The sequence below is a fragment of the Bradyrhizobium sp. USDA 4541 genome, assembly GCF_024171085.1.
GTDB lineage: Bacteria > Pseudomonadota > Alphaproteobacteria > Rhizobiales > Xanthobacteraceae > Bradyrhizobium > Bradyrhizobium australafricanum.
This window is the reverse complement of sequence record NZ_JALJZF010000001.1, coordinates 2,280,863-2,298,017: the sequence shown is the minus strand read 5'-3', so window position 1 is coordinate 2,298,017 and position 17,155 is coordinate 2,280,863. Positions and strand designations below refer to the sequence as shown.

The 17,155-nt window shown below is 64.6% G+C and carries 16 protein-coding genes; 7 read left to right on the top strand and 9 right to left on the bottom strand.

From position 1 onward, the window contains the following. Positions 1–101: 101 nt before the first annotated feature. Complete coding sequence (locus tag J2R80_RS10680; protein WP_253638527.1) at positions 102–3,611, top strand: PAS domain-containing hybrid sensor histidine kinase/response regulator; 3,510 nt, start codon at positions 102–104, stop codon at positions 3,609–3,611. Positions 3,612–3,796: 185 nt separating this feature from the next. Here the strand turns inward: J2R80_RS10680 and J2R80_RS10675 are convergent, their stop codons facing one another. Both J2R80_RS10675 and J2R80_RS10670 read right to left on the bottom strand, forming a co-directional pair. Beyond that, positions 3,797–4,975, bottom strand: coding sequence for a beta-propeller fold lactonase family protein (locus tag J2R80_RS10675; RefSeq protein ID WP_076830933.1), 1,179 nt, complete (start codon positions 4,973–4,975; stop codon positions 3,797–3,799). Between the two features lie 193 nt (positions 4,976–5,168). Beyond that, a complete protein-coding gene (locus tag J2R80_RS10670) occupies positions 5,169–5,843 on the bottom strand; it encodes a response regulator transcription factor (protein ID WP_057019436.1) in 675 nt (224 codons plus the stop codon). 316 nt (positions 5,844–6,159) lie between these two features. On the opposite strand from J2R80_RS10670, the gene J2R80_RS10665 reads away from it, so the two are divergent. Continuing rightward, positions 6,160–7,824 (top strand): MFS transporter, encoded by a 1,665-nt coding sequence (locus J2R80_RS10665; protein WP_035631004.1) that lies wholly within the window; start codon positions 6,160–6,162, stop codon positions 7,822–7,824. Positions 7,825–7,916: 92 nt separating this feature from the next. Here the strand turns inward: J2R80_RS10665 and J2R80_RS10660 are convergent, their stop codons facing one another. The 3 genes from J2R80_RS10660 to J2R80_RS10650 form a co-directional block, all read right to left on the bottom strand. Next, complete coding sequence (locus J2R80_RS10660; protein WP_253638526.1) at positions 7,917–8,390, bottom strand: secondary thiamine-phosphate synthase enzyme YjbQ; 474 nt, start codon at positions 8,388–8,390, stop codon at positions 7,917–7,919. Between the two features lie 162 nt (positions 8,391–8,552). Then, positions 8,553–9,077, bottom strand: a complete 525-nt coding sequence (locus J2R80_RS10655) for a hypothetical protein (protein WP_057019438.1) — start codon at positions 9,075–9,077, stop codon at positions 8,553–8,555. A gap of 30 nt (positions 9,078–9,107) precedes the next feature. Further along, a complete protein-coding gene (locus J2R80_RS10650; protein ID WP_253638525.1) occupies positions 9,108–9,731 on the bottom strand; it encodes a 2-hydroxychromene-2-carboxylate isomerase in 624 nt (207 codons plus the stop codon). A 274-nt stretch (positions 9,732–10,005) separates the two neighbouring features. On the opposite strand from J2R80_RS10650, the gene J2R80_RS10645 reads away from it, so the two are divergent. From J2R80_RS10645 to J2R80_RS10625, 5 genes are all read left to right on the top strand, one after another. Further along, positions 10,006–10,377, top strand: a complete 372-nt coding sequence (locus J2R80_RS10645; RefSeq protein WP_028338953.1) for an AtpZ/AtpI family protein — start codon at positions 10,006–10,008, stop codon at positions 10,375–10,377. A gap of 72 nt (positions 10,378–10,449) precedes the next feature. After that, the gene (locus J2R80_RS10640) at positions 10,450–11,199 is read left to right on the top strand and encodes a F0F1 ATP synthase subunit A (protein ID WP_016847053.1); all 750 of its coding nucleotides are present in this window, start codon (positions 10,450–10,452) and stop codon (positions 11,197–11,199) included. A 55-nt stretch (positions 11,200–11,254) separates the two neighbouring features. Then, on the top strand, positions 11,255–11,485 hold the full coding sequence (locus J2R80_RS10635; protein WP_016847054.1) for a F0F1 ATP synthase subunit C: 231 nt from the start codon (positions 11,255–11,257) through the stop codon (positions 11,483–11,485). A 112-nt stretch (positions 11,486–11,597) separates the two neighbouring features. Beyond that, positions 11,598–12,164, top strand: coding sequence for a F0F1 ATP synthase subunit B (locus J2R80_RS10630; protein WP_076830944.1), 567 nt, complete (start codon positions 11,598–11,600; stop codon positions 12,162–12,164). Positions 12,165–12,167: 3 nt separating this feature from the next. Beyond that, positions 12,168–12,653 (top strand): ATP F0F1 synthase subunit B, encoded by a 486-nt coding sequence (locus J2R80_RS10625; RefSeq protein ID WP_057019441.1) that lies wholly within the window; start codon positions 12,168–12,170, stop codon positions 12,651–12,653. 129 nt (positions 12,654–12,782) lie between these two features. On the opposite strand, the gene J2R80_RS10620 is transcribed toward J2R80_RS10625, so the two are convergent. The 4 genes from J2R80_RS10620 to thrC form a co-directional block, all read right to left on the bottom strand. Next, on the bottom strand, positions 12,783–13,433 hold the full coding sequence (locus J2R80_RS10620; protein WP_057019442.1) for a hypothetical protein: 651 nt from the start codon (positions 13,431–13,433) through the stop codon (positions 12,783–12,785). A 116-nt stretch (positions 13,434–13,549) separates the two neighbouring features. After that, positions 13,550–14,137 (bottom strand): GNAT family N-acetyltransferase, encoded by a 588-nt coding sequence (locus J2R80_RS10615; RefSeq protein ID WP_026191927.1) that lies wholly within the window; start codon positions 14,135–14,137, stop codon positions 13,550–13,552. Between the two features lie 212 nt (positions 14,138–14,349). Then, on the bottom strand, positions 14,350–15,639 hold the full coding sequence (locus J2R80_RS10610; protein WP_076830951.1) for a pitrilysin family protein: 1,290 nt from the start codon (positions 15,637–15,639) through the stop codon (positions 14,350–14,352). Next, a complete protein-coding gene (gene thrC / locus J2R80_RS10605; RefSeq protein WP_168858994.1) occupies positions 15,639–17,054 on the bottom strand; it encodes a threonine synthase in 1,416 nt (471 codons plus the stop codon). Before thrC ends, J2R80_RS10610 begins: the two co-directional genes overlap by 1 nt. Between the last annotated feature and the right edge of the window lie 101 nt (positions 17,055–17,155).

Sequence of the window (17,155 nt, the reverse complement as noted above, 5' to 3'; positions counted from 1 at the left end):
ACCCCGAATTTGGGCCGGCCGTGCATCGCGCGGCCGGTCCTTTGCGTTATAATCCTGACAACCGGCCCTTCCCCAGCGGCCGGGACAGGAGATGAGCAGCGATGCTGCACGACTGGGGCGTAATCGCCACGGCGTTCGCCTACATCGGATTGTTGTTCTTCATTGCCAGCCGCGGCGACCGCAGCTCGCCGGGCGAGCGCGGCCGCGCCAGCCAGTGGATCTATCCGCTGTCGCTGGCGATCTACTGCACCTCCTGGACCTTCTTCGGCTCGGTCGGCTTCGCCACCCGCACCAGCATCGACTTCCTGGCGATCTATGTCGGCCCGATCGTGATGGTCGGATTGTGCACGCCGCTGCTGCGCCGGGTGATCGCGCTCGCCAAGTCGCAGAACATCACCTCGATCGCCGACTTCATCGCCGCGCGCTACGGCAAGAGCCAGGCGGTGGCGGCGACCGTGGCACTGATCGCGATCATCGGCTCGGTGCCCTACATCGCGCTGCAGCTCAAGGCGGTGGCGGCGTCGCTGGAGACCATCCTGAGCGAGGACCAGGCGTTCTCGAAAATCCCCGTGATCGGCGACATCGCGCTGATGGTCACGCTGGCGATGGCGGTGTTCGCGGTGCTGTTCGGCACCCGCCACACCGACGCGACCGAGCACCAGCACGGCCTGATCCTCGCGATCGCGGCCGAGTCCATCGTCAAGCTGGTCGCCTTCATCGCCGCCGGCGCTTTCGTCACCTTCTGGATGTTCTCGCCGGTCGAGCTCTACGAGCGCGCCCTGAAGACGCCGGAGGCGGTGCGCGCGATCGAATATGTCCCGTCGATCGGCAATTTCCTGATCATGACGCTGCTGTCGTTCTGCGCGGTCATGCTGCTGCCGCGCCAGTTCCATGTCAGCGTGGTGGAGAATTCGACGCCCGCCGAAGTCACCCGGGCGCGCTGGCTGTTCCCGCTCTACCTCATCGCCATCAACCTGTTCGTGATTCCGATCGCGATCGCAGGCCTCGTCATCTTCCCGTTCGGCGCGGTCGATGCCGACATGTTCGTGCTGGCGCTGCCGATCGAGGGCAATTCGCAATTGCTCAGCCTCGCCGTGTTCGTCGGCGGGCTGTCGGCGGCGACCGCGATGGTGATCGTCGAATGCGTCGCGCTGTCGATCATGGTCTCCAACGACATCGTGCTGCCGCTGGTCTTGCCGCGCAGCGACGACGCCAGCGCCGGCCAGAAGGACTTTGGCGATTTCCTGCTGAAGGCGCGCCGCTTCTCGATCTTCGCCATCATGGTGTTGGCGTATTTCTACTATCGCGCGCTCGGCAACACCCAGCTGGTCGCGATCGGCCTGCTGTCGTTTGCCGCGATCACCCAGCTGGCGCCGGCGTTCTTCGGCGGCCTGTTCTGGCGCAGAGCCACCGCACGCGGCGCCATGGCGGGCATGCTGGTCGGCTTCGCGACGTGGCTCTACACGCTGTTCATCCCGAGCTTCCTGGAAACCTCGACCACCGGCCTGATGCTGCTGCAGCACGGGCCGTTCGGGATCGAGGCGTTGCGGCCGCAGGCGCTGTTCGGCGCCGACCTGCCGCCGCTGCTGCACGGCGTGCTGTGGAGCCTTGCGCTCAACATCCTCACCTATGTGCTGTTCTCGCTGGCGCGCGCGCCGTCCTCGATCGAGTTGTTGCAGGCCGACGTGTTCGTGCCCAACGCGCTGGCCCCGATCGCGCCCAGCTTCCGGCGCTGGCGCACCACGGTGACGGTGGAGGATATCCAGAGCACGGTGACGCAATATCTCGGCCCCGACCGCACCCGCGAGGCCTTCGCCTCCTTCGCCGTCGACCGCAACATCGTGCTGCTGGCGTCGGCTCCGGCCGATTTCGAGTTGCTGCAGCATGCCGAGCGGTTGATCGCCTCCTCGATCGGGGCCGCGTCCTCGCGCCTTGTGATGTCGCTGCTGCTGCAACGGCGCACGGTGTCGGCCAAGGCCGCGCTGAAACTGCTCGACGACTCCCACGCCGCCCTGCACTTCAACCGCGAGATCCTGCAGACCGCGCTCAATCACGTGCGCCAGGGCATCGCGGTGTTCGACGCCGATCTGCAGCTGATCTGTTCCAACCGCCAGTTCTCCGAATTGCTGGGGCTGCCGCAGCATCTGGTGCAGCTCGGCATCCCGCTGTCCGAAATCCTCGAATTCATGGGCGCGATCAGTCCGCCTGCGTCCGGCGACGGCGACAGCCTGCTGCCGGCCCGCCTGCGCGCCTACACCACCGAGGGCGAGCCTTATCTGGAACGCTTCACCGACCGCCATCTGGTGATCGAGGTGCGTGCCAACCGCATGCCGGGCGGCGGGCTCGTCATCACCTTCTCCGACGTCACGCCGAGCTTCGAGGCGGCGGAGGCGCTGGAGCGCGCCAACGCGACGCTGGAAAAGCGGGTGCGCGACCGCACCGAGGAGCTGACGCGGCTGAATTCGGAGCTCGCGCTCGCCAAGGGCATCGCGGAAGACGCCAACGCCTCGAAGACGCGCTTCCTTGCGGCCGCCAGCCACGACATCCTGCAGCCGCTCAATGCGGCGCGCCTCTACGTCACGAGCCTGGTCGAGCGCCAGAACGGCGGCGAGGATTCGCGCCTGGTCGAGAACATCGACGACTCGCTCGAGGCGATCGAGGACATCCTGGGCGCGCTGCTCGACATTTCCAGGCTCGATGCCGGCGCCATGACGCCGGCGATCACGAGCTTCCGGATGGCCGACCTGATGCGCTCGCTGGAGATCGAGTTCATGCCGATCGCCCGCGACAAGGGCCTCGACCTGCGCTTCGTGCCGTGCTCGCTGCCGGTCGAATCCGACCGCTCGCTGCTGCGCCGGCTGCTGCAGAACTTCATCTCCAACGCGATCAAATATACCCCGCGCGGCCGCGTCTTGATCGGCTGCCGCCGCCGCGGCACCACGCTCCAGATCAGCATCTTCGACACCGGCGTCGGCATTCCCGTGCAGAAGCGCGGCGAGATCTTCAAGGAGTTCCACCGCCTCGAGCAGGGCGCCCGGATCGCCCGCGGCCTCGGCCTCGGCCTGTCGATCGTCGAGCGGCTGGCGCGGGTGCTCAACCACCGCATCGCGATCTCGGCCAATGTCAGCGGCGGCTCGGCGTTCTCGGTCACCGTGCCGGTCGCGACCGCGGTCAACCATACTGCGGCCGTCACCACCGCCACGCCCCTGTCGAAGACGCCGATGAGCGGCTCGCTGATTGTCTGCATCGAGAACGATCCCGCCATCCTCGACGGCATGAAGACGCTGCTGACGGCATGGGACGCCGAGGTGATCGCGGTGCTCGACGCCGACGGCGCGATCAGCGCGATCGAGGCCGCCGGTGGCCGCGTCACCGGCGTCCTGGTCGACTACCATCTCGACCGCGGCAACGGCGTCGCCGCGATCCGCGAGATCCGCCGCCGCTTCGGCGACGGCATTCCGGCGATCCTGATCACCGCCGACCGCAGCCCTGCGGTGCGCGCCGCCGCGCGCGAGGAAAACATCGCGGTGCTGAACAAGCCGGTGAAACCCGCCTCGCTCCGCGCCCTACTCGGACAATGGCGCACCCAGCAGATGGTGGCGGCGGAGTAGCGCGCGGCGGCGCAATCCGGGCGCGCATCTCGCATTGGATCATGATGCGACTGGATCGAATCGCATCATGAAGGCACGGCAAAGACACGGCGCTCCCTCCCGCAAGCGCGTGAGGTGAAGCGAGCCTGCGCAGTGGCCGGCTCAACCGAAAATCACATGCTCCAGCAAGATCGCCAAGCGTCGGTTCAGTTCGGTCCCATTCCGGCCGACGCCGGGTGCCCTGGCACCTGAAAGCGCTTGCCTGTGTCGGTGACGTTGGTTCCGTCGACCTTGAGGATCGAGAAATCCTGGCTGAGGTAGTTCCCGACCAGGATGTATTTTCCGTCAGGCGTGAAGACCGCGGCCTCAGGCAGTCCGCCGACTTCGATATCTCCGGTCTTGGTCACTTTCTTGCCGTCGATCTTCAGGACCGAGACGCTGCCGTTCTTCTCATGGAAGAACGCATTCTTCATGTTCGAGCCGCGCAGGATCACCGAGACTGCGAGATCCCCCTTCGGACTGACGCCAAGCCCCTCCGGTCCATCGCCGACCACCACGCGATCGATGATGCGCGGCGGCTTCGCTTCGAGATCGATGACGCTGGCCGTGTCGACGCTGCCGTCCGACGCGCCTGAGTTGCCATTGTCCGACGTCAACGCGATCTTGCTGTTCGGAGTCACTGCCACATTGTAAGGCCATTGGCCGGCCGGCAGGTCTATCTTGGCGTAGGTGACTTTGTCGCCGGCGATATCGAGCACCGATATCTTGTGCCCGGGAAAACGCGCGACCAGCGCGTGCTTGCCGTCTGGCGCGAACGCGACATGTGCGACACTGTCTGGCATCGATATCGTGTCGGTGATCTTGACGTCAGTGCCGTTGACCGAAAGCACGCTGATCGAATTGTCCCCGCGGTTGGCAACCAACGCCATCTTGCCATCGGGACTGAAGCTCAACCCTGATGGCTGCTTTCCGCCGGCAATGGTCGCTGCCAGCTTGGGCGGGGTCGCTTTGAGATCGATCACATAGATCTTGTTATCCGGCACCTGCTTCAGAGCGTCGCCTTCCTTCACCACGTCGACCGAATCCGCGACCAGCGCCACGGTTCCGGTCGGATCGATAGCGACGTTGACCGGGGGGCCGACTACCGAGTTCTTCAATGGGAGAGAGGCCGCAATCTTCGGGTTCTCGGGATCGGCGAGATCGATGATCAGCACTTGATCCTTGCCGGGCGGGGACAGCACCGGCTTGCCGTCGTCGTCCCACAACAGCTTCTCGTCCAGGCCGACGATCATCAAGGGCTTGGCCTGAGCGCAATTGAAAGAGCTGATACCGAGAAGGATTGCCGCAGCCAGAGATAGTCCGGCGACGCGAGTGATGGAAATCATGGCGTTCTCCCCAAAAGCACGCGGCCTCTCACGGGCCGGTGCCGGACAGGATACTCGGTTTTCGACCGATGCGCAGTTTGAATGGGATCTGGATGGCTTCGCGAAAGCGTGCCATCGGGCGCGCTTTCGCGCCACCCGCCGGCTCGCAATGCCGTGGCCCGAGCCCGGCAATCACAGCTGGAGTTGCTCGGGACTACGTCGGCGGCGTGCCCTGGCGCCATTGGCCGCCGGCGATCTTGGCGGCGGCGATCACGGCTTGGGTGCGGCTTTCGACGCCGAGCTTCTGCAGGATCGCCGAGACATGGGCCTTGATGGTCGCTTCGGAAACGCCGAGCTCGTAGGCGATCTGCTTGTTGAGCAGCCCCTCGGACAGCATCATCAGCACCCGCACCTGCTGCGGGGTCAGCGTCACCAGCCGGTCGCGCAGCCGCGTCATGTCGGGATCGCCGGCCGCCGACAGATCGGTGTCCGGCGGCACCCAGACGTCGCCCTCCATCACCTTCATGATGGCATCCCGCAGCGTCTCGACGCCGAAGCGCTTGGGGATGAAACCGGAAGCGCCAAAGTCGAGCGAGCGGCGGATGGTCCCGGCATCGTCACTGGCGGATACGATCACCACCGGAATCGCCGGATACTGCGCCCGCAGATAGATCAGGCCGGAGAAACCGCTGATCCCCGGCATGCTCAGGTCCAGCAGGATCAGGTCGACCTCGGAGTCCCGCTCCAGCAGCGCGGTCAGATCCTCGAACGATCCGGCCTCGCTGATCGTGGCCGAACTCACGACGCTCGACACCGCCTGACGCAACGCATCGCGGAACAGCGGATGGTCGTCGGCGATGACAAGATGAGTATTGGCAGCAGCAGTCATCTCAGTCCCACAAGCGGGCTTTAGGCAAACCCGCGTCGCTCGGTTTTCGCCCGCGCGGCAGTATCACGCAAGCGCTTGATAATACCAGATGCCAACGCGGTTAACCCGCGCAGCTTGTGCGCCGCAATAGACGCCTGCGGAGGCGTTCCATCCTGCTCTTCCTTCAGAAGATAGGTTCGATCCTGAAAAGGCCAAAAGTCTTATTGGGGCGGGTTTCACTGCGATGTTACCTTCATCTCAAGCCGAGGGCCTATTCGGGCCTCACCCGCCAGCCGGGGGCGAGCATGGCAGCAATATTTCGGGGGGAGCAATCCAGATGTCCACTATGACTGCAACTTCGGCGCGGCCCGCCGGCATGACAAAGGATGAGCGTTTCGTCATCCTCGCGTCGTCGCTCGGTACCGTGTTCGAGTGGTACGACTTCTATCTCTACGGTTCGCTGGCCGGCATCATCGGCGCGCAGTTCTTCTCGGACTATCCGCCGGCGACCCGCGACATCTTCGCGTTGCTGGCATTCGCCGCGGGCTTCCTGGTGCGCCCGTTCGGCGCGATCGTGTTCGGCCGGGTCGGCGACATCGTCGGCCGCAAATACACCTTCCTCGTCACCATCCTGATCATGGGTCTGTCGACCTTCATCGTCGGCCTGTTGCCCAACGCCAAGACCATCGGCATCGCGGCGCCGATCATCCTGATCTCGCTGCGCCTACTGCAGGGCCTCGCGCTCGGCGGCGAATATGGCGGTGCCGCGACCTATGTCGCTGAGCATGCCCCGCCCGGCAAGCGCGGCTACTACACCTCGTTCATCCAGACCACGGCAACGCTTGGACTGTTCCTGTCGCTGCTGGTGATCCTGTTCACGCGAACCCTCACCGGCGAAAAGGACTTCGCCGACTGGGGCTGGCGCATTCCATTCCTGGTGTCGGTGCTGCTGCTCGGCATCTCGGTCTGGATCCGGCTGCGGCTGAACGAATCGCCGGTGTTCCAGCGGATGAAGGAGGAGGGCAAGACCTCCAAGGCGCCGCTGACCGAGGCCTTCGCGACCTGGAGCAACGCCAAGATCGTGATCCTCGCGCTGCTCGGCCTGACCATGGGCCAGGCGGTGATCTGGTACACGGGCCAGTTCTACGCGCTGTTCTTCCTGCAATCGATTCTGAAGGTCGACGGCTACACCGCCAACCTCTTGATCGCCTGGTCTCTGTTGCTCGGCACCGGCTTCTTCCTGGTGTTCGGCGCGCTGTCGGACAAGATCGGCCGCAAGCCGATCATCCTGGCGGGCTGCCTGATCGGCGCACTCACGCTGTTCCCGATCTTCAAGATGATCACGACCAACGCCAATCCGGCGCTCGAGAAGGCCTATGAGACGGTCAAGGTGCAGGTGGTTGCGGATCCGGCCGGCTGCGGCGATCTGTTCAACCCGGTCGGCACCCGCGTCTTCAGCGCGCCTTGCGACACCGCCCGCGCCTTCCTGGCCCAATCGTCGGTAAAATATTCGACGGTGCCGGGCCCGGCCGGCTCGCCGGTGAAGATCCTGATCAACGACAAGGAAGTGCCGTATACGGACGCCAAGACGTCGAACCCCGCAATCCTCGCGGCGGTGCAGGCGGCGGGCTATCCGAAGCCGGGTGACGCCGGCATCGTGAAGATGTCGCACCCGTTCGATGTCTTCCGTCCGCAGGTGGCCGCGGTCATCGGCCTGCTGTTCATCCTGGTGCTCTACGTCACCATGGTCTACGGCCCGATCGCCGCCATGCTGGTCGAACTGTTCCCGACCCGCATCCGCTACACCTCGATGTCGCTGCCCTATCATATCGGCAACGGCTGGTTCGGCGGCCTGCTCCCGGCGACCGCGTTCGCGATCACCGCCTCGACCGGCGACATCTACTCCGGTCTCTGGTATCCGGTCATCTTCGCCGCAATCACCGTCGTGGTCGGCGCGCTGTTCATTCCGGAAACCAAGGACGTCGACATCACCAAGACCTGACCGTCGACATCGCGATCACAATGCATCGGCCGCGGAGCGATCCGTGGCCGATGTCATTTGGAGGCCGCGTCTTAAAAGACAGGTCGCGCGCGTCAGCGCGTGGCGCCGATGAATTGCAGCACGATCTCGCGCCGGTGCGGACGGGCGCGATGCTCGATCAGATAGATGCCCTGCCAGGTGCCGAGCGCCATCTCGCCGTCGAGCACGGGGACCTGCAGCGAGGTCGCCGTCAGCATGGTCTTGATGTGCGCCGGCATGTCGTCAGGGCCTTCGGTGTCGTGACGCCAGCCGCCGTCTTCGGGCGCTGCGCGGTCGAGCGCCGTCTTCAGATCGACGAGCACGGTCGGATCGGCATTCTCCTGGATTGTCAGCGAGGCCGAGGTGTGGCGGATGAACAGCGTGACCGCACCCTCGCCGGCACGCGCCTCGCGCAGGAATTTGGCGACCTCGCGCGTGATGTCGGTAAAGCCGGCGCCCGACGTTTCGACCGCCAGGCGCGACGACACGATGCTGGTTGCCGCGACGGAGGATGGCGCCGAGTGCGACATTTGCTTCGATGAACTCATCTTACCTCTAGACCGTCGTCCCGGCGAAGGCCGGGACCCATAACCACCGATGTTCATTGGTTACGCGAGATATCAACTCCGAGTCGTCGAAATCGAGAGGCTACGGCGTATGGGTCCCGGCTTTCGCCGGGACGACGCTGGAGAGACAGCGCCAGCACAACATCAAATCTTGCCGCCATTGACGTCGCGCTGCACGCGGTTGGCCATTTCGATCAGTCGCCGCCAGGCCCGCTCCACGAACGACATCATGCGATCCATGTCGCGGTCGCTCGGCAGCGGGATCTCGATCTTGCGCTCGCCCTCGGCGACCTTCGGCTCGGTCTTGGGCTCCGGCTTCTTCAGCTGATCGGATTTCGGCAACGCTTCGTCGGTCTTGGCCGACGGTGCGCGCGCGGCGAGCTCATCCTTGAGCTTGTCATTGTCGGCTTGCAGGCGCCCGATCTCGGCATCCAGCGCCGCCCGCTCGTCCGGCACCATGTAACAGGCCCAGCCGGCGCTGGAATTGGTGCAGGTCGACACCGCGCCGGTGCGCGTGTCGAGCCGCAGGAAACCATCGCCGGCGGGTGATAAGGCGTAGCGGCCATTCTCGGTGTCCGGCACGGTTTGCGCGATCGCCGCGCCGCCGCTTGCGATCAGGATGGCAGCAATTGCGATGGACAATTTCGACGGCGACATCGCGATGGGCATGGCTTGCTCCGCCTCAACCTGATTCCTGCCCTAGACCACAGAGCTATAGGGCTTGCGGCCTGACTTCAACGCGTCTTCAAGCAATTCGATCCGGTCCTGGCCCCAGAACACCTCGCTATCGAGCACATATCCGGGCGAGCCGAACACGTCGGCGTCCAATGCATTCTGGCGATTCTGCTCATAGGCCGCGCTGATCGCTTCAGTGCTCGAGCGCTCGACCAGCTGCCGGCCGGGCAAACCGGCATCGTCGGCGAGCTTCACCAGCGTCGCAGGATCAGCAAGATTAAGCTGCTGCTCCCACACCGCGGGATAGGCCCGTTGCAAGAACGGCTCGGGGTCGAGGCCGGCCTCGAGCATCGCGATCACCACGCCATCGGCAAGGCGCCCGTTGAACGGCCAGTTGGCCGGCTGCAAATGAAAATTCAGTCCGCGCTTGTCGCGCCAGCGCTGCAACTCGATCATCCGATAGCGCTGCCGCACCGGATGGCGCTTGGCGAGCGGCAGTCCGCCGGTCTCGGAGAACAGATCGACCAGCAGCACAGGCCGGTAATTTACCTTGAGATCGTAAGTGCTTACGAGTCGAACGAAGGGCTTGTGGCCGATATAGGCCCAGGGGGATTGCAGCGAGAAGTAGTAATCGATCTGGCGCGACATGCGGAACCTGACTGCGTGAGAGGACGGGACTTTCGGCGATCCCAGCAGAGCGGGAATAGCCACGCAATATCGCTCAATGCCACGCAAGCTGTTGCACTGCGATCACTGCGTCACTCTGACCTTGAATATCTCCAAATAAAACCAGCAGAATCAAAGCAATAACTGGTTACGACGCAATCTTGACTTGATTAGACGCGGTAAGTATGGTCCGCGCGGCTTTTGACGGGGACGGGCGCAATTTCCATCATCCGCGGCATCGGTTAGTGTTTCCAGCATGGCTGAGAACACCAACGACGGCGCAAATGGAAGTCGCGATCAATCGCCTCCTGACGAAGCTGCGCTTTCCGCAAGGCTCGGAAGTCTCGATCATCGGTTGTCAGAAATTCGCGACAGCCGCAGGAGCAAGACTGATCAATCCGGTAATGAAAGCGGGGACAGTGCGGCCAGAGCTTCGGCTATGGCGCTCGGTTTTCGTCTTTCCTCGGAGCTGATCGCGGGCGTTGCCGTCGGAGCGGCGATTGGCTGGGGGTTCGACCGTTTGCTGTCGACGTCGCCATTCGGCTTCATCGTGTTAACGCTGCTCGGCTTCGTCGCCGGGGTGGTCAACGTGGTGAGGTCCGCGGGCGTGGCCTCGGGCAAGCGCTGAGCGCTGGCGGGAAGTCACGACATTTGAAATTCGATTACCGGCACGATAGCCGGTGGACCAAGAGCCGCGCGGATGAAAATCGACCCGATCCACCAGTTCAATATCGAGCCCCTCTTCACGCTCGGCCACATCGGCAATCACACGATCGCCTTCACCAATTCCTCGCTCTTCATGCTCATCGCGGTGCTGCTGATTGCGCTGCTGATGCTGGCGAGCGGCCGGGAACTGGTTCCGGGACGGCTGCAGTCGGTCGCCGAGATCTCCTACGAGTTCGTCGCCACCACGATTCGCAGCACGGCCGGCGCGGAAGGCATGAAGTTCTTCCCGCTGATCTTCTCGCTCTTCATGTTCCTCTGCGTCTCGAACCTGGTCGGCGTCATCCCCTACACCTTCACGATCGCGAGCCACCTGATCGTCACCGCGGCGCTCGCGCTTTTGGTGTTCTTCACCGTCCTGATCTACGGCGTCTACAAGAACGGCCTGAAATTCTTCAGCATCTTCGTCCCCCACGGCGTTCCGATCTACATCCTGCCGCTGGTCATGTTCATCGAGATCCTGTCGTTCTTCCTGCGGCCGGTCTCGCACAGCGTTCGTCTGTTCGCCAACATGCTGGCCGGCCACATCGCATTGAAGGTGTTCGCGGGCTTCGTCGCGATGCTCGGCTTCTCGCTGGGCGCGCTCGGCTGGGTCGGCGGCGTGCTGCCGCTGGCGCTCACGATTGCGCTGTATGCCCTCGAACTGCTGGTCGCGTTCCTGCAGGCCTACGTGTTCGCGATCCTGACCTGCATCTACCTCAACGACGCCATTCATCCGGGACACTAAGCGGTCCGGGGAATCTCCACCCACCAATCTGTCTATCTTTCTCAAGGAGCTACATATGGAACCGGCAGCAGCAAAACTTATCGGCGCGGGCATCGCGTGCATCGGCATGGGCGGCGCGGGCGTCGGCGTGGGTATCATCTTCGGCAACTACCTCGCCGCTGCGGTGCGTAATCCGTCGGCCGCTCAGGGCCAGTTCGGCAACCTGATCTTCGGCTTCGCCGTGACCGAAGCGCTCGGCATCTTCTCGCTGCTGATCGCGCTGCTCCTGCTGTTCGTTCCGCTCTGAGCGGCACGCCGGTTCCGCTCTGCGGTAACCCGGTTCCGCTTTGCGGTAACCCCTTCGCGCCGCTCAAGGTTCGTTCCAAGGGCGGCGCGCATGACAGCAACAGGAGAACACCATGGCTGAGAGTCATGGCGAGGCAAAAGGCCAGAAAGCCGGCGCCCACACCGAGACCGACGGCGGACATCACGGCGGAGCCTTTCCGCCGTTCGATTCGTCCAACTTCGCCTCGCAGCTGGTGTCGCTGGCGATTGCATTTGTCGCGCTCTACCTGATCGTGTCGCGTATCGCCCTGCCGCGCGTCGGCGGGACGATCGATGCACGTCAGAACAAGATCGAGGGCGATCTGGCCGAGGCGCAGAAGCTGAAGGACGAGTCCGACGCGGCGCTGAAGGCCTACGAGACTGAGCTGGCGAATGCGCGCGCCAACGCGCAGGCGATCGGCAACGAGACCCGCGAAAAGCTGAACGCGGCCTCGGAAGCCGAGCGCAAGGCACTGGAAGAGAAGCTGGCGGCAAAGCTCGCCGACGCCGAGAAGCAGATCGCAACGACGAGGACCAACGCCATGAGCAACGTCCGCGGCATCGCGGCGGATGCGGCCGGCGCCATCGTCCAGCAACTTGCCGGCGTCACGCCGGACGCCAATGCGGTCAACAGCGCCGTCGACGCGTCGCTGAAGGGATAGACGATGTTTTACGAACCGGAAACCTGGGTTGCGATCGCCTTCGTCCTTCTGCTGGTCGTGTTCGGCTATCTCGGCGTTCATCGCACCCTGCTGACGGCGCTCGACCACCGCGCCGAGCGCATCAAGGCCGAGCTGGAAGACGCCCGCCGTCTGAAGGACGAGGCCAACAAGCTGCTCGGCGAGTACAAGGCGCGCCGCGCCAGCGCGGAGCGCGAGGCCGAGGAGATCATCTCCAACGCCAAGGCCGAAGCCGAGCGGATCGCGGCCGAGGCCAAGACCAAGATGGAAGATTTTGTCGCGCGGCGGACCAAGACCGCCGAGAGCAAGATCGCCCAGGCCGAGGCCCAGGCCGTGGCCGATGTCCGCGCCGCCGCGGCCAACGCCGCGGTGACGGCCGCCTCGACCATCCTGTCGCAGTCGGTCAAGGGCTCGGTTGCCGACGACCTCGTCGGCAAGGGCATCGCCGAAGTCCGCTCCAAGCTGAACTGACGTGATCTGAACTCCTTAAAAAAAGGCCGGCGCGAGCTCATCGCGCCGGCCTTTTGTTTTGTCCAAATTCGTCCGTTTGACGCGTTTTCGTCACGCGAACCGGTGTCCACTTCGCTCGAAAACGCGCTGTTACTTCTTCTTGTGCGGCGCGCGGGCCTTGGGCTCCGGCTTCAGGGCCTGCGGGTCGAAGCCGATATAGAAGATGTAATTGTCGTTGTCGGCCGGAGACGGCGCCGGATAGACGACGTCCTCGGCGACCAGGCTGAACGGCACGCTGCCGCTTTCGTCCATCTGCACCGTGGTGGTGTAGGCCTTGGTCATGATGGTCTTCTCGCCGACACCGCCCTGCACCACGGCAACGCGCAGCGGCACCTGAATGCTCGGTGGCGCGCCCTGGGGACCGACAATGATCCGCCCCTGAATACCGATCTTGGCCGTGATCTGGCCGCTGTTCAGATTGCATTGCCGCGCCGTGCGCGTGATCGAGGCCAGGAACTTGACGTCGTTGCCGACCGCTTCCTTGCCGTTCGCGGCCACCGAATAGGTCGAGGCTCCGGAGCGGATCTGCACCGGCGGGCAGGTCAGTTCGGCGTCGGCATCGTTGAGCTGCTGCGGCGCTGCGGGCGTCGCCGGCTTGTCCTGGTCGGACGAGCCGCCGCCGAACAGGCTCTTGAAGCGGTCGCTCAGCGACTGCGCAGGAGCTGCCGAAGGCAACAAAGTGGCACCCAGACCGATCGATACCGCCGCTGCGAGCGCGAACCTGATCACCCTTTCACCCATCAATATCCTCAAATTTCCCAACCGGGGTTCCCTGTTTTGCGGCCGTTATAGCAAGGCAATGGCGGCGAACCCAAGGCATCGAGGGTGGCACCGCCATCCACAAAAAGGCTTACGGATCAGCCGCGGAAATCCTCGTGCAGCAGGCCGAACAGCAGATGGTCTTGCCAGATCCCGTTGATGCAGAGATAGCGCCGCGCCAGGCCCTCGCGGGTGAAGCCGCACTTCTCCAGCACGCGGATCGACGAGGCATTGGAGGGAATGCAGGCCGCCTCGATGCGGTGCAGATTGAGCTCGCCGAACAGCGAGGGCAGCAGCACCCGCAGCGCCGTCGTCATGTAGCCGCGATGGGCATGCGGCAGCCCGACCCAGTAGCCGATCGTGCCGGCCTGCACGATGCCGCGCCGGACATTGGCGAGCGTGATGCCGCCGATCATCACCCCGTCCGATTCGCGGAAGATGATGAACGGATAGGAGCGGTCGGCGGCGATGTCCTCGGTGTAGCGGCGCAGCCTGCGGCGGAAGCCGGCGCGGGTCAGGTCGTCGGAGGGCCAGATCGGCTCCCATGGCGTGAGGTAGGCGCGGCTGAATTCGCGCAATTGCGCCCATTGCGGGAAATCCGACATCTGCGGCGCGCGCAGCAAGAGCCCGTGACCGCGCGGCATCAGTGCAGCGGGTCCATTGGACGGCAAACGAAACAGGGCCATGGCCCAACACTCCCCGCCACTTCTCCCTCGCCCCGCCCTTGCGGGGAGAGGGTCGGGGTGAGGGGTCTTACCGCAGATTCGGTCTTGCGGCTCTACCCTCACCCGAAGCCTTCGGCCATAGCTGAGGTTCCGCCTCGGCGTATGTCCGTCAACGGCCGCCGGTAGGCGGCCTATGCTCTCCCCGCAAGCGCGGGGCGAGGTAAGCAGAATTCTTAATGCAGCAGCGTCTTTGCCTTCGAATTCGTCAATCCTTCCGCAAAAGCCACCGCCGTGTCCAGACCCCTGCCGCTGCCGAGCGCGACAACGGCGGGCCGGCTGCGCGCCAGCAGGGCACGGGCGGCGTTGCGGCTCGATTCGACGCTGACCGCGTCGATTCGGGCCACCAGTTCTTCCACCGTCTGCGGCCGGCCATAGGCTAGCACATGGCGTGCCAATTGTTCGGCCCGCGATGAACAGCTTTCCAGCGCCATCAACAAGCCGGCCTTCATCTGCGCCTTGGCGCGGGCGACCTCGGCCTCGGTCAGGGTTTCGACCGCGTCGTTGATGACGTCGACGATGACTTCCATCATTTCCGGCGCATCGGCCGGATCAGTCCCGGTGTACAGGCCGAAGAAGCCGGTGTCGGTGTAGGGCGCGTGGAAGGTGTAGATCGAGTAGCACAGCCCGCGCTTCTCGCGCACCTCCTGGAACAGCCGCGACGACATCCCGCCGCCGAGCGTGTTGGTGAAGACCTGCAGCGAGAACAGCGACGGGTCGGTCTGCGGCACGCCTTCGAGCGCAAGCGTCAGATGCGCCTGCTCGAGATCGCGATGCACCACCCGCGAGCCGCCTTTGCCGAACATCGCGACCTGCGGCTTCGGCGCCGGGGTGGCGTCGAAGCTCGCAAACTTCTGCGTGACGTCCTCGACGATCCGCGCGTGATCGACCGCGCCGGCGGCCGCGACCACCATGTCGGGGGCGCGGTAATGCGTCGAGAGATAGCCGCGCAGCATGTCGCGATCGAAGACCTTCAGCGTCTTGGCGGTGCCGAGCAGCGAGCGCCCCATCGGCTGCTCCGGATAGCAAAGCTCGTTGAGATGCTCGAACACGACGTCGTCGGGAGTATCCTGCGCCGCGCCGATCTCCTGCACGATGACGCTCTTCTCGCGCTCCAGCTCGTCCGGCACGAAGGACGGGTTGGCGAGGATGTCGGACAGCACGTCGAGCGCCAGCGGCACGTCGGCCTTCATCACCCGCGCATAATAGGCTGTGGTCTCGGTCGAGGTCCCGGCATTGAGGTCGCCGCCGACCGCCTCGATCTCCTCGACGATCTCGCGCGAGGAGCGCCGCGCCGTGCCCTTGAACGCCATGTGCTCGAGCAGATGCGAGATGCCGTGCTCGTTCGGCTTCTCGTCGCGCCCGCCGACGCCGGCCCAGACCCCGAGCGCCGCGGTTTCCAGATGCGGCATGGTGTCGGTGACGATTGTCAGTCCGCTCGGCAGCTTGGTGATTTCAACGCCCATCAGGCGACTCCCTGCTTGGCAGCACGGCTGACCGACAGCACGAAGCGCTCGACCTCGGCGGAATCATTCTTCATGACCGTGATGTGTTCGGATTTGCTCATCAGGCCTCCGAGCCAGACCGGCAGCTGCGGACGCACCCCGCAGGCGGCTTCCACCGCGTCGGGGAATTTGGCCGCGTGCGCGGTCGACAGCACGATGTTCGGGATCCTGGAATCCGAGGTGTCGCGGTCGGCGACCGCGAGCGCCACCGCGGTGTGGGGATCGACCAGATCGCCGGCCTCGCGCCAGGCGGCGCGGATCGCGGCCGCCGTCTCGGTCTCGTCGGCGCGGCCGGCGTCGAAATCACGGCGCACGGCGGCCAGCGTCGCATCCGGCAGCACGAAACGGCCGGACTGCTTCAGCGAGGCCATCAGGCGGCGGACCTGATCGGCGTCGCGGCCGCTCGCCTCGAACAGCAGCCGCTCGAAGTTCGACGACACCTGGATGTCCATCGACGGCGACGTCGTGGCGTGCACCTCGCGGACCTCGTAGATGCCGGTCTTCAGCGTGCGCGCCAGGATGTCGTTGACGTTGGCGGCGATGCGCAAGTTCCGGATCGGCAGCCCCATCCGCTTGGCGACATAGCCGGCGAAGATGTCGCCGAAATTGCCGGTCGGCACCGTGAAATCGACGGTGCGCTGCGGCGAGCCGAGCGCGACCGCCGAGGTGAAGTAATAGACCACTTGCGCGACGATGCGCGCCCAGTTGATCGAGTTGACGCCCGACAGCGCCACCTGGTCGCGGAAGCGATGGTTGTTGAACATCGCCTTCACCAGCGCCTGGCAATCGTCGAAGGTGCCTTCGATCGCGAGCGCGTGGACGTTGGCGGCGCCGGTCGTCGTCATCATGCGGCGCTGCACCTCGGAGATGCGGCCGTTCGGGAACAGCACGACGAGGTCGACATTGTCGAGATTGGCAAAAGCCTCAACCGCGGCGCCACCGGTATCGCCCGAGGTCGCGACCACGATGGTGGTGCGCTGTGCGCGCTTGGCCAGCACGTGATCCATCAGCCGCGAGATCAGCTGCATCGCGACGTCCTTGAACGCCAGCGTCGGCCCGTGGAACAGCTCGAGCAGGAACTGGTTCGGCCCGGCCTGGTCGAGCGGCACCACCGCGGGATGGCGGAACGTGGCATAGGCCTCGTTGGCCATGCGGCCGAGCTCGGCGTCGGAAATCTCGCCGGCGACAAACGGACGGATGATCTCGACCGCGACCTCCCAATAGGGACGGCCGAAGAAGGTGGCGATGGTCTCGGGCGACAGCTGCGGCCAGGTCTCGGGCACGTAGAGCCCGCCGTCACGGGCAAGCCCGGTCAGCATCACATCGCAGAAGCCGAGCACCGGGGCCTCACCCCTGGTCGAAATATACCGCGTCAAACCGCCCTCCAAAGGCTTCGATCCGAGCCTTAAGCCTTTGATATCATGGAATTATCGAGTTCGCCTCATGCGACCCGAACGGTTCACCATAGAAGATCGGA

Coding starts and splice junctions, on each gene's coding strand:
- J2R80_RS10680 (WP_253638527.1), top strand. CDS start 102: ATGCTGCACGACTGGGGCGTAATCGCCACGGCGTTCGCCTACATCGGA.
- J2R80_RS10675 (WP_076830933.1), bottom strand. CDS start 4,975: ATGATTTCCATCACTCGCGTCGCCGGACTATCTCTGGCTGCGGCAATC.
- J2R80_RS10670 (WP_057019436.1), bottom strand. CDS start 5,843: ATGACTGCTGCTGCCAATACTCATCTTGTCATCGCCGACGACCATCCG.
- J2R80_RS10665 (WP_035631004.1), top strand. CDS start 6,160: ATGTCCACTATGACTGCAACTTCGGCGCGGCCCGCCGGCATGACAAAG.
- J2R80_RS10660 (WP_253638526.1), bottom strand. CDS start 8,390: ATGAGTTCATCGAAGCAAATGTCGCACTCGGCGCCATCCTCCGTCGCG.
- J2R80_RS10655 (WP_057019438.1), bottom strand. CDS start 9,077: ATGCCCATCGCGATGTCGCCGTCGAAATTGTCCATCGCAATTGCTGCC.
- J2R80_RS10650 (WP_253638525.1), bottom strand. CDS start 9,731: ATGTCGCGCCAGATCGATTACTACTTCTCGCTGCAATCCCCCTGGGCC.
- J2R80_RS10645 (WP_028338953.1), top strand. CDS start 10,006: ATGGCTGAGAACACCAACGACGGCGCAAATGGAAGTCGCGATCAATCG.
- J2R80_RS10640 (WP_016847053.1), top strand. CDS start 10,450: ATGAAAATCGACCCGATCCACCAGTTCAATATCGAGCCCCTCTTCACG.
- J2R80_RS10635 (WP_016847054.1), top strand. CDS start 11,255: ATGGAACCGGCAGCAGCAAAACTTATCGGCGCGGGCATCGCGTGCATC.
- J2R80_RS10630 (WP_076830944.1), top strand. CDS start 11,598: ATGGCTGAGAGTCATGGCGAGGCAAAAGGCCAGAAAGCCGGCGCCCAC.
- J2R80_RS10625 (WP_057019441.1), top strand. CDS start 12,168: ATGTTTTACGAACCGGAAACCTGGGTTGCGATCGCCTTCGTCCTTCTG.
- J2R80_RS10620 (WP_057019442.1), bottom strand. CDS start 13,433: ATGGGTGAAAGGGTGATCAGGTTCGCGCTCGCAGCGGCGGTATCGATC.
- J2R80_RS10615 (WP_026191927.1), bottom strand. CDS start 14,137: ATGGCCCTGTTTCGTTTGCCGTCCAATGGACCCGCTGCACTGATGCCG.
- J2R80_RS10610 (WP_076830951.1), bottom strand. CDS start 15,639: ATGGGCGTTGAAATCACCAAGCTGCCGAGCGGACTGACAATCGTCACC.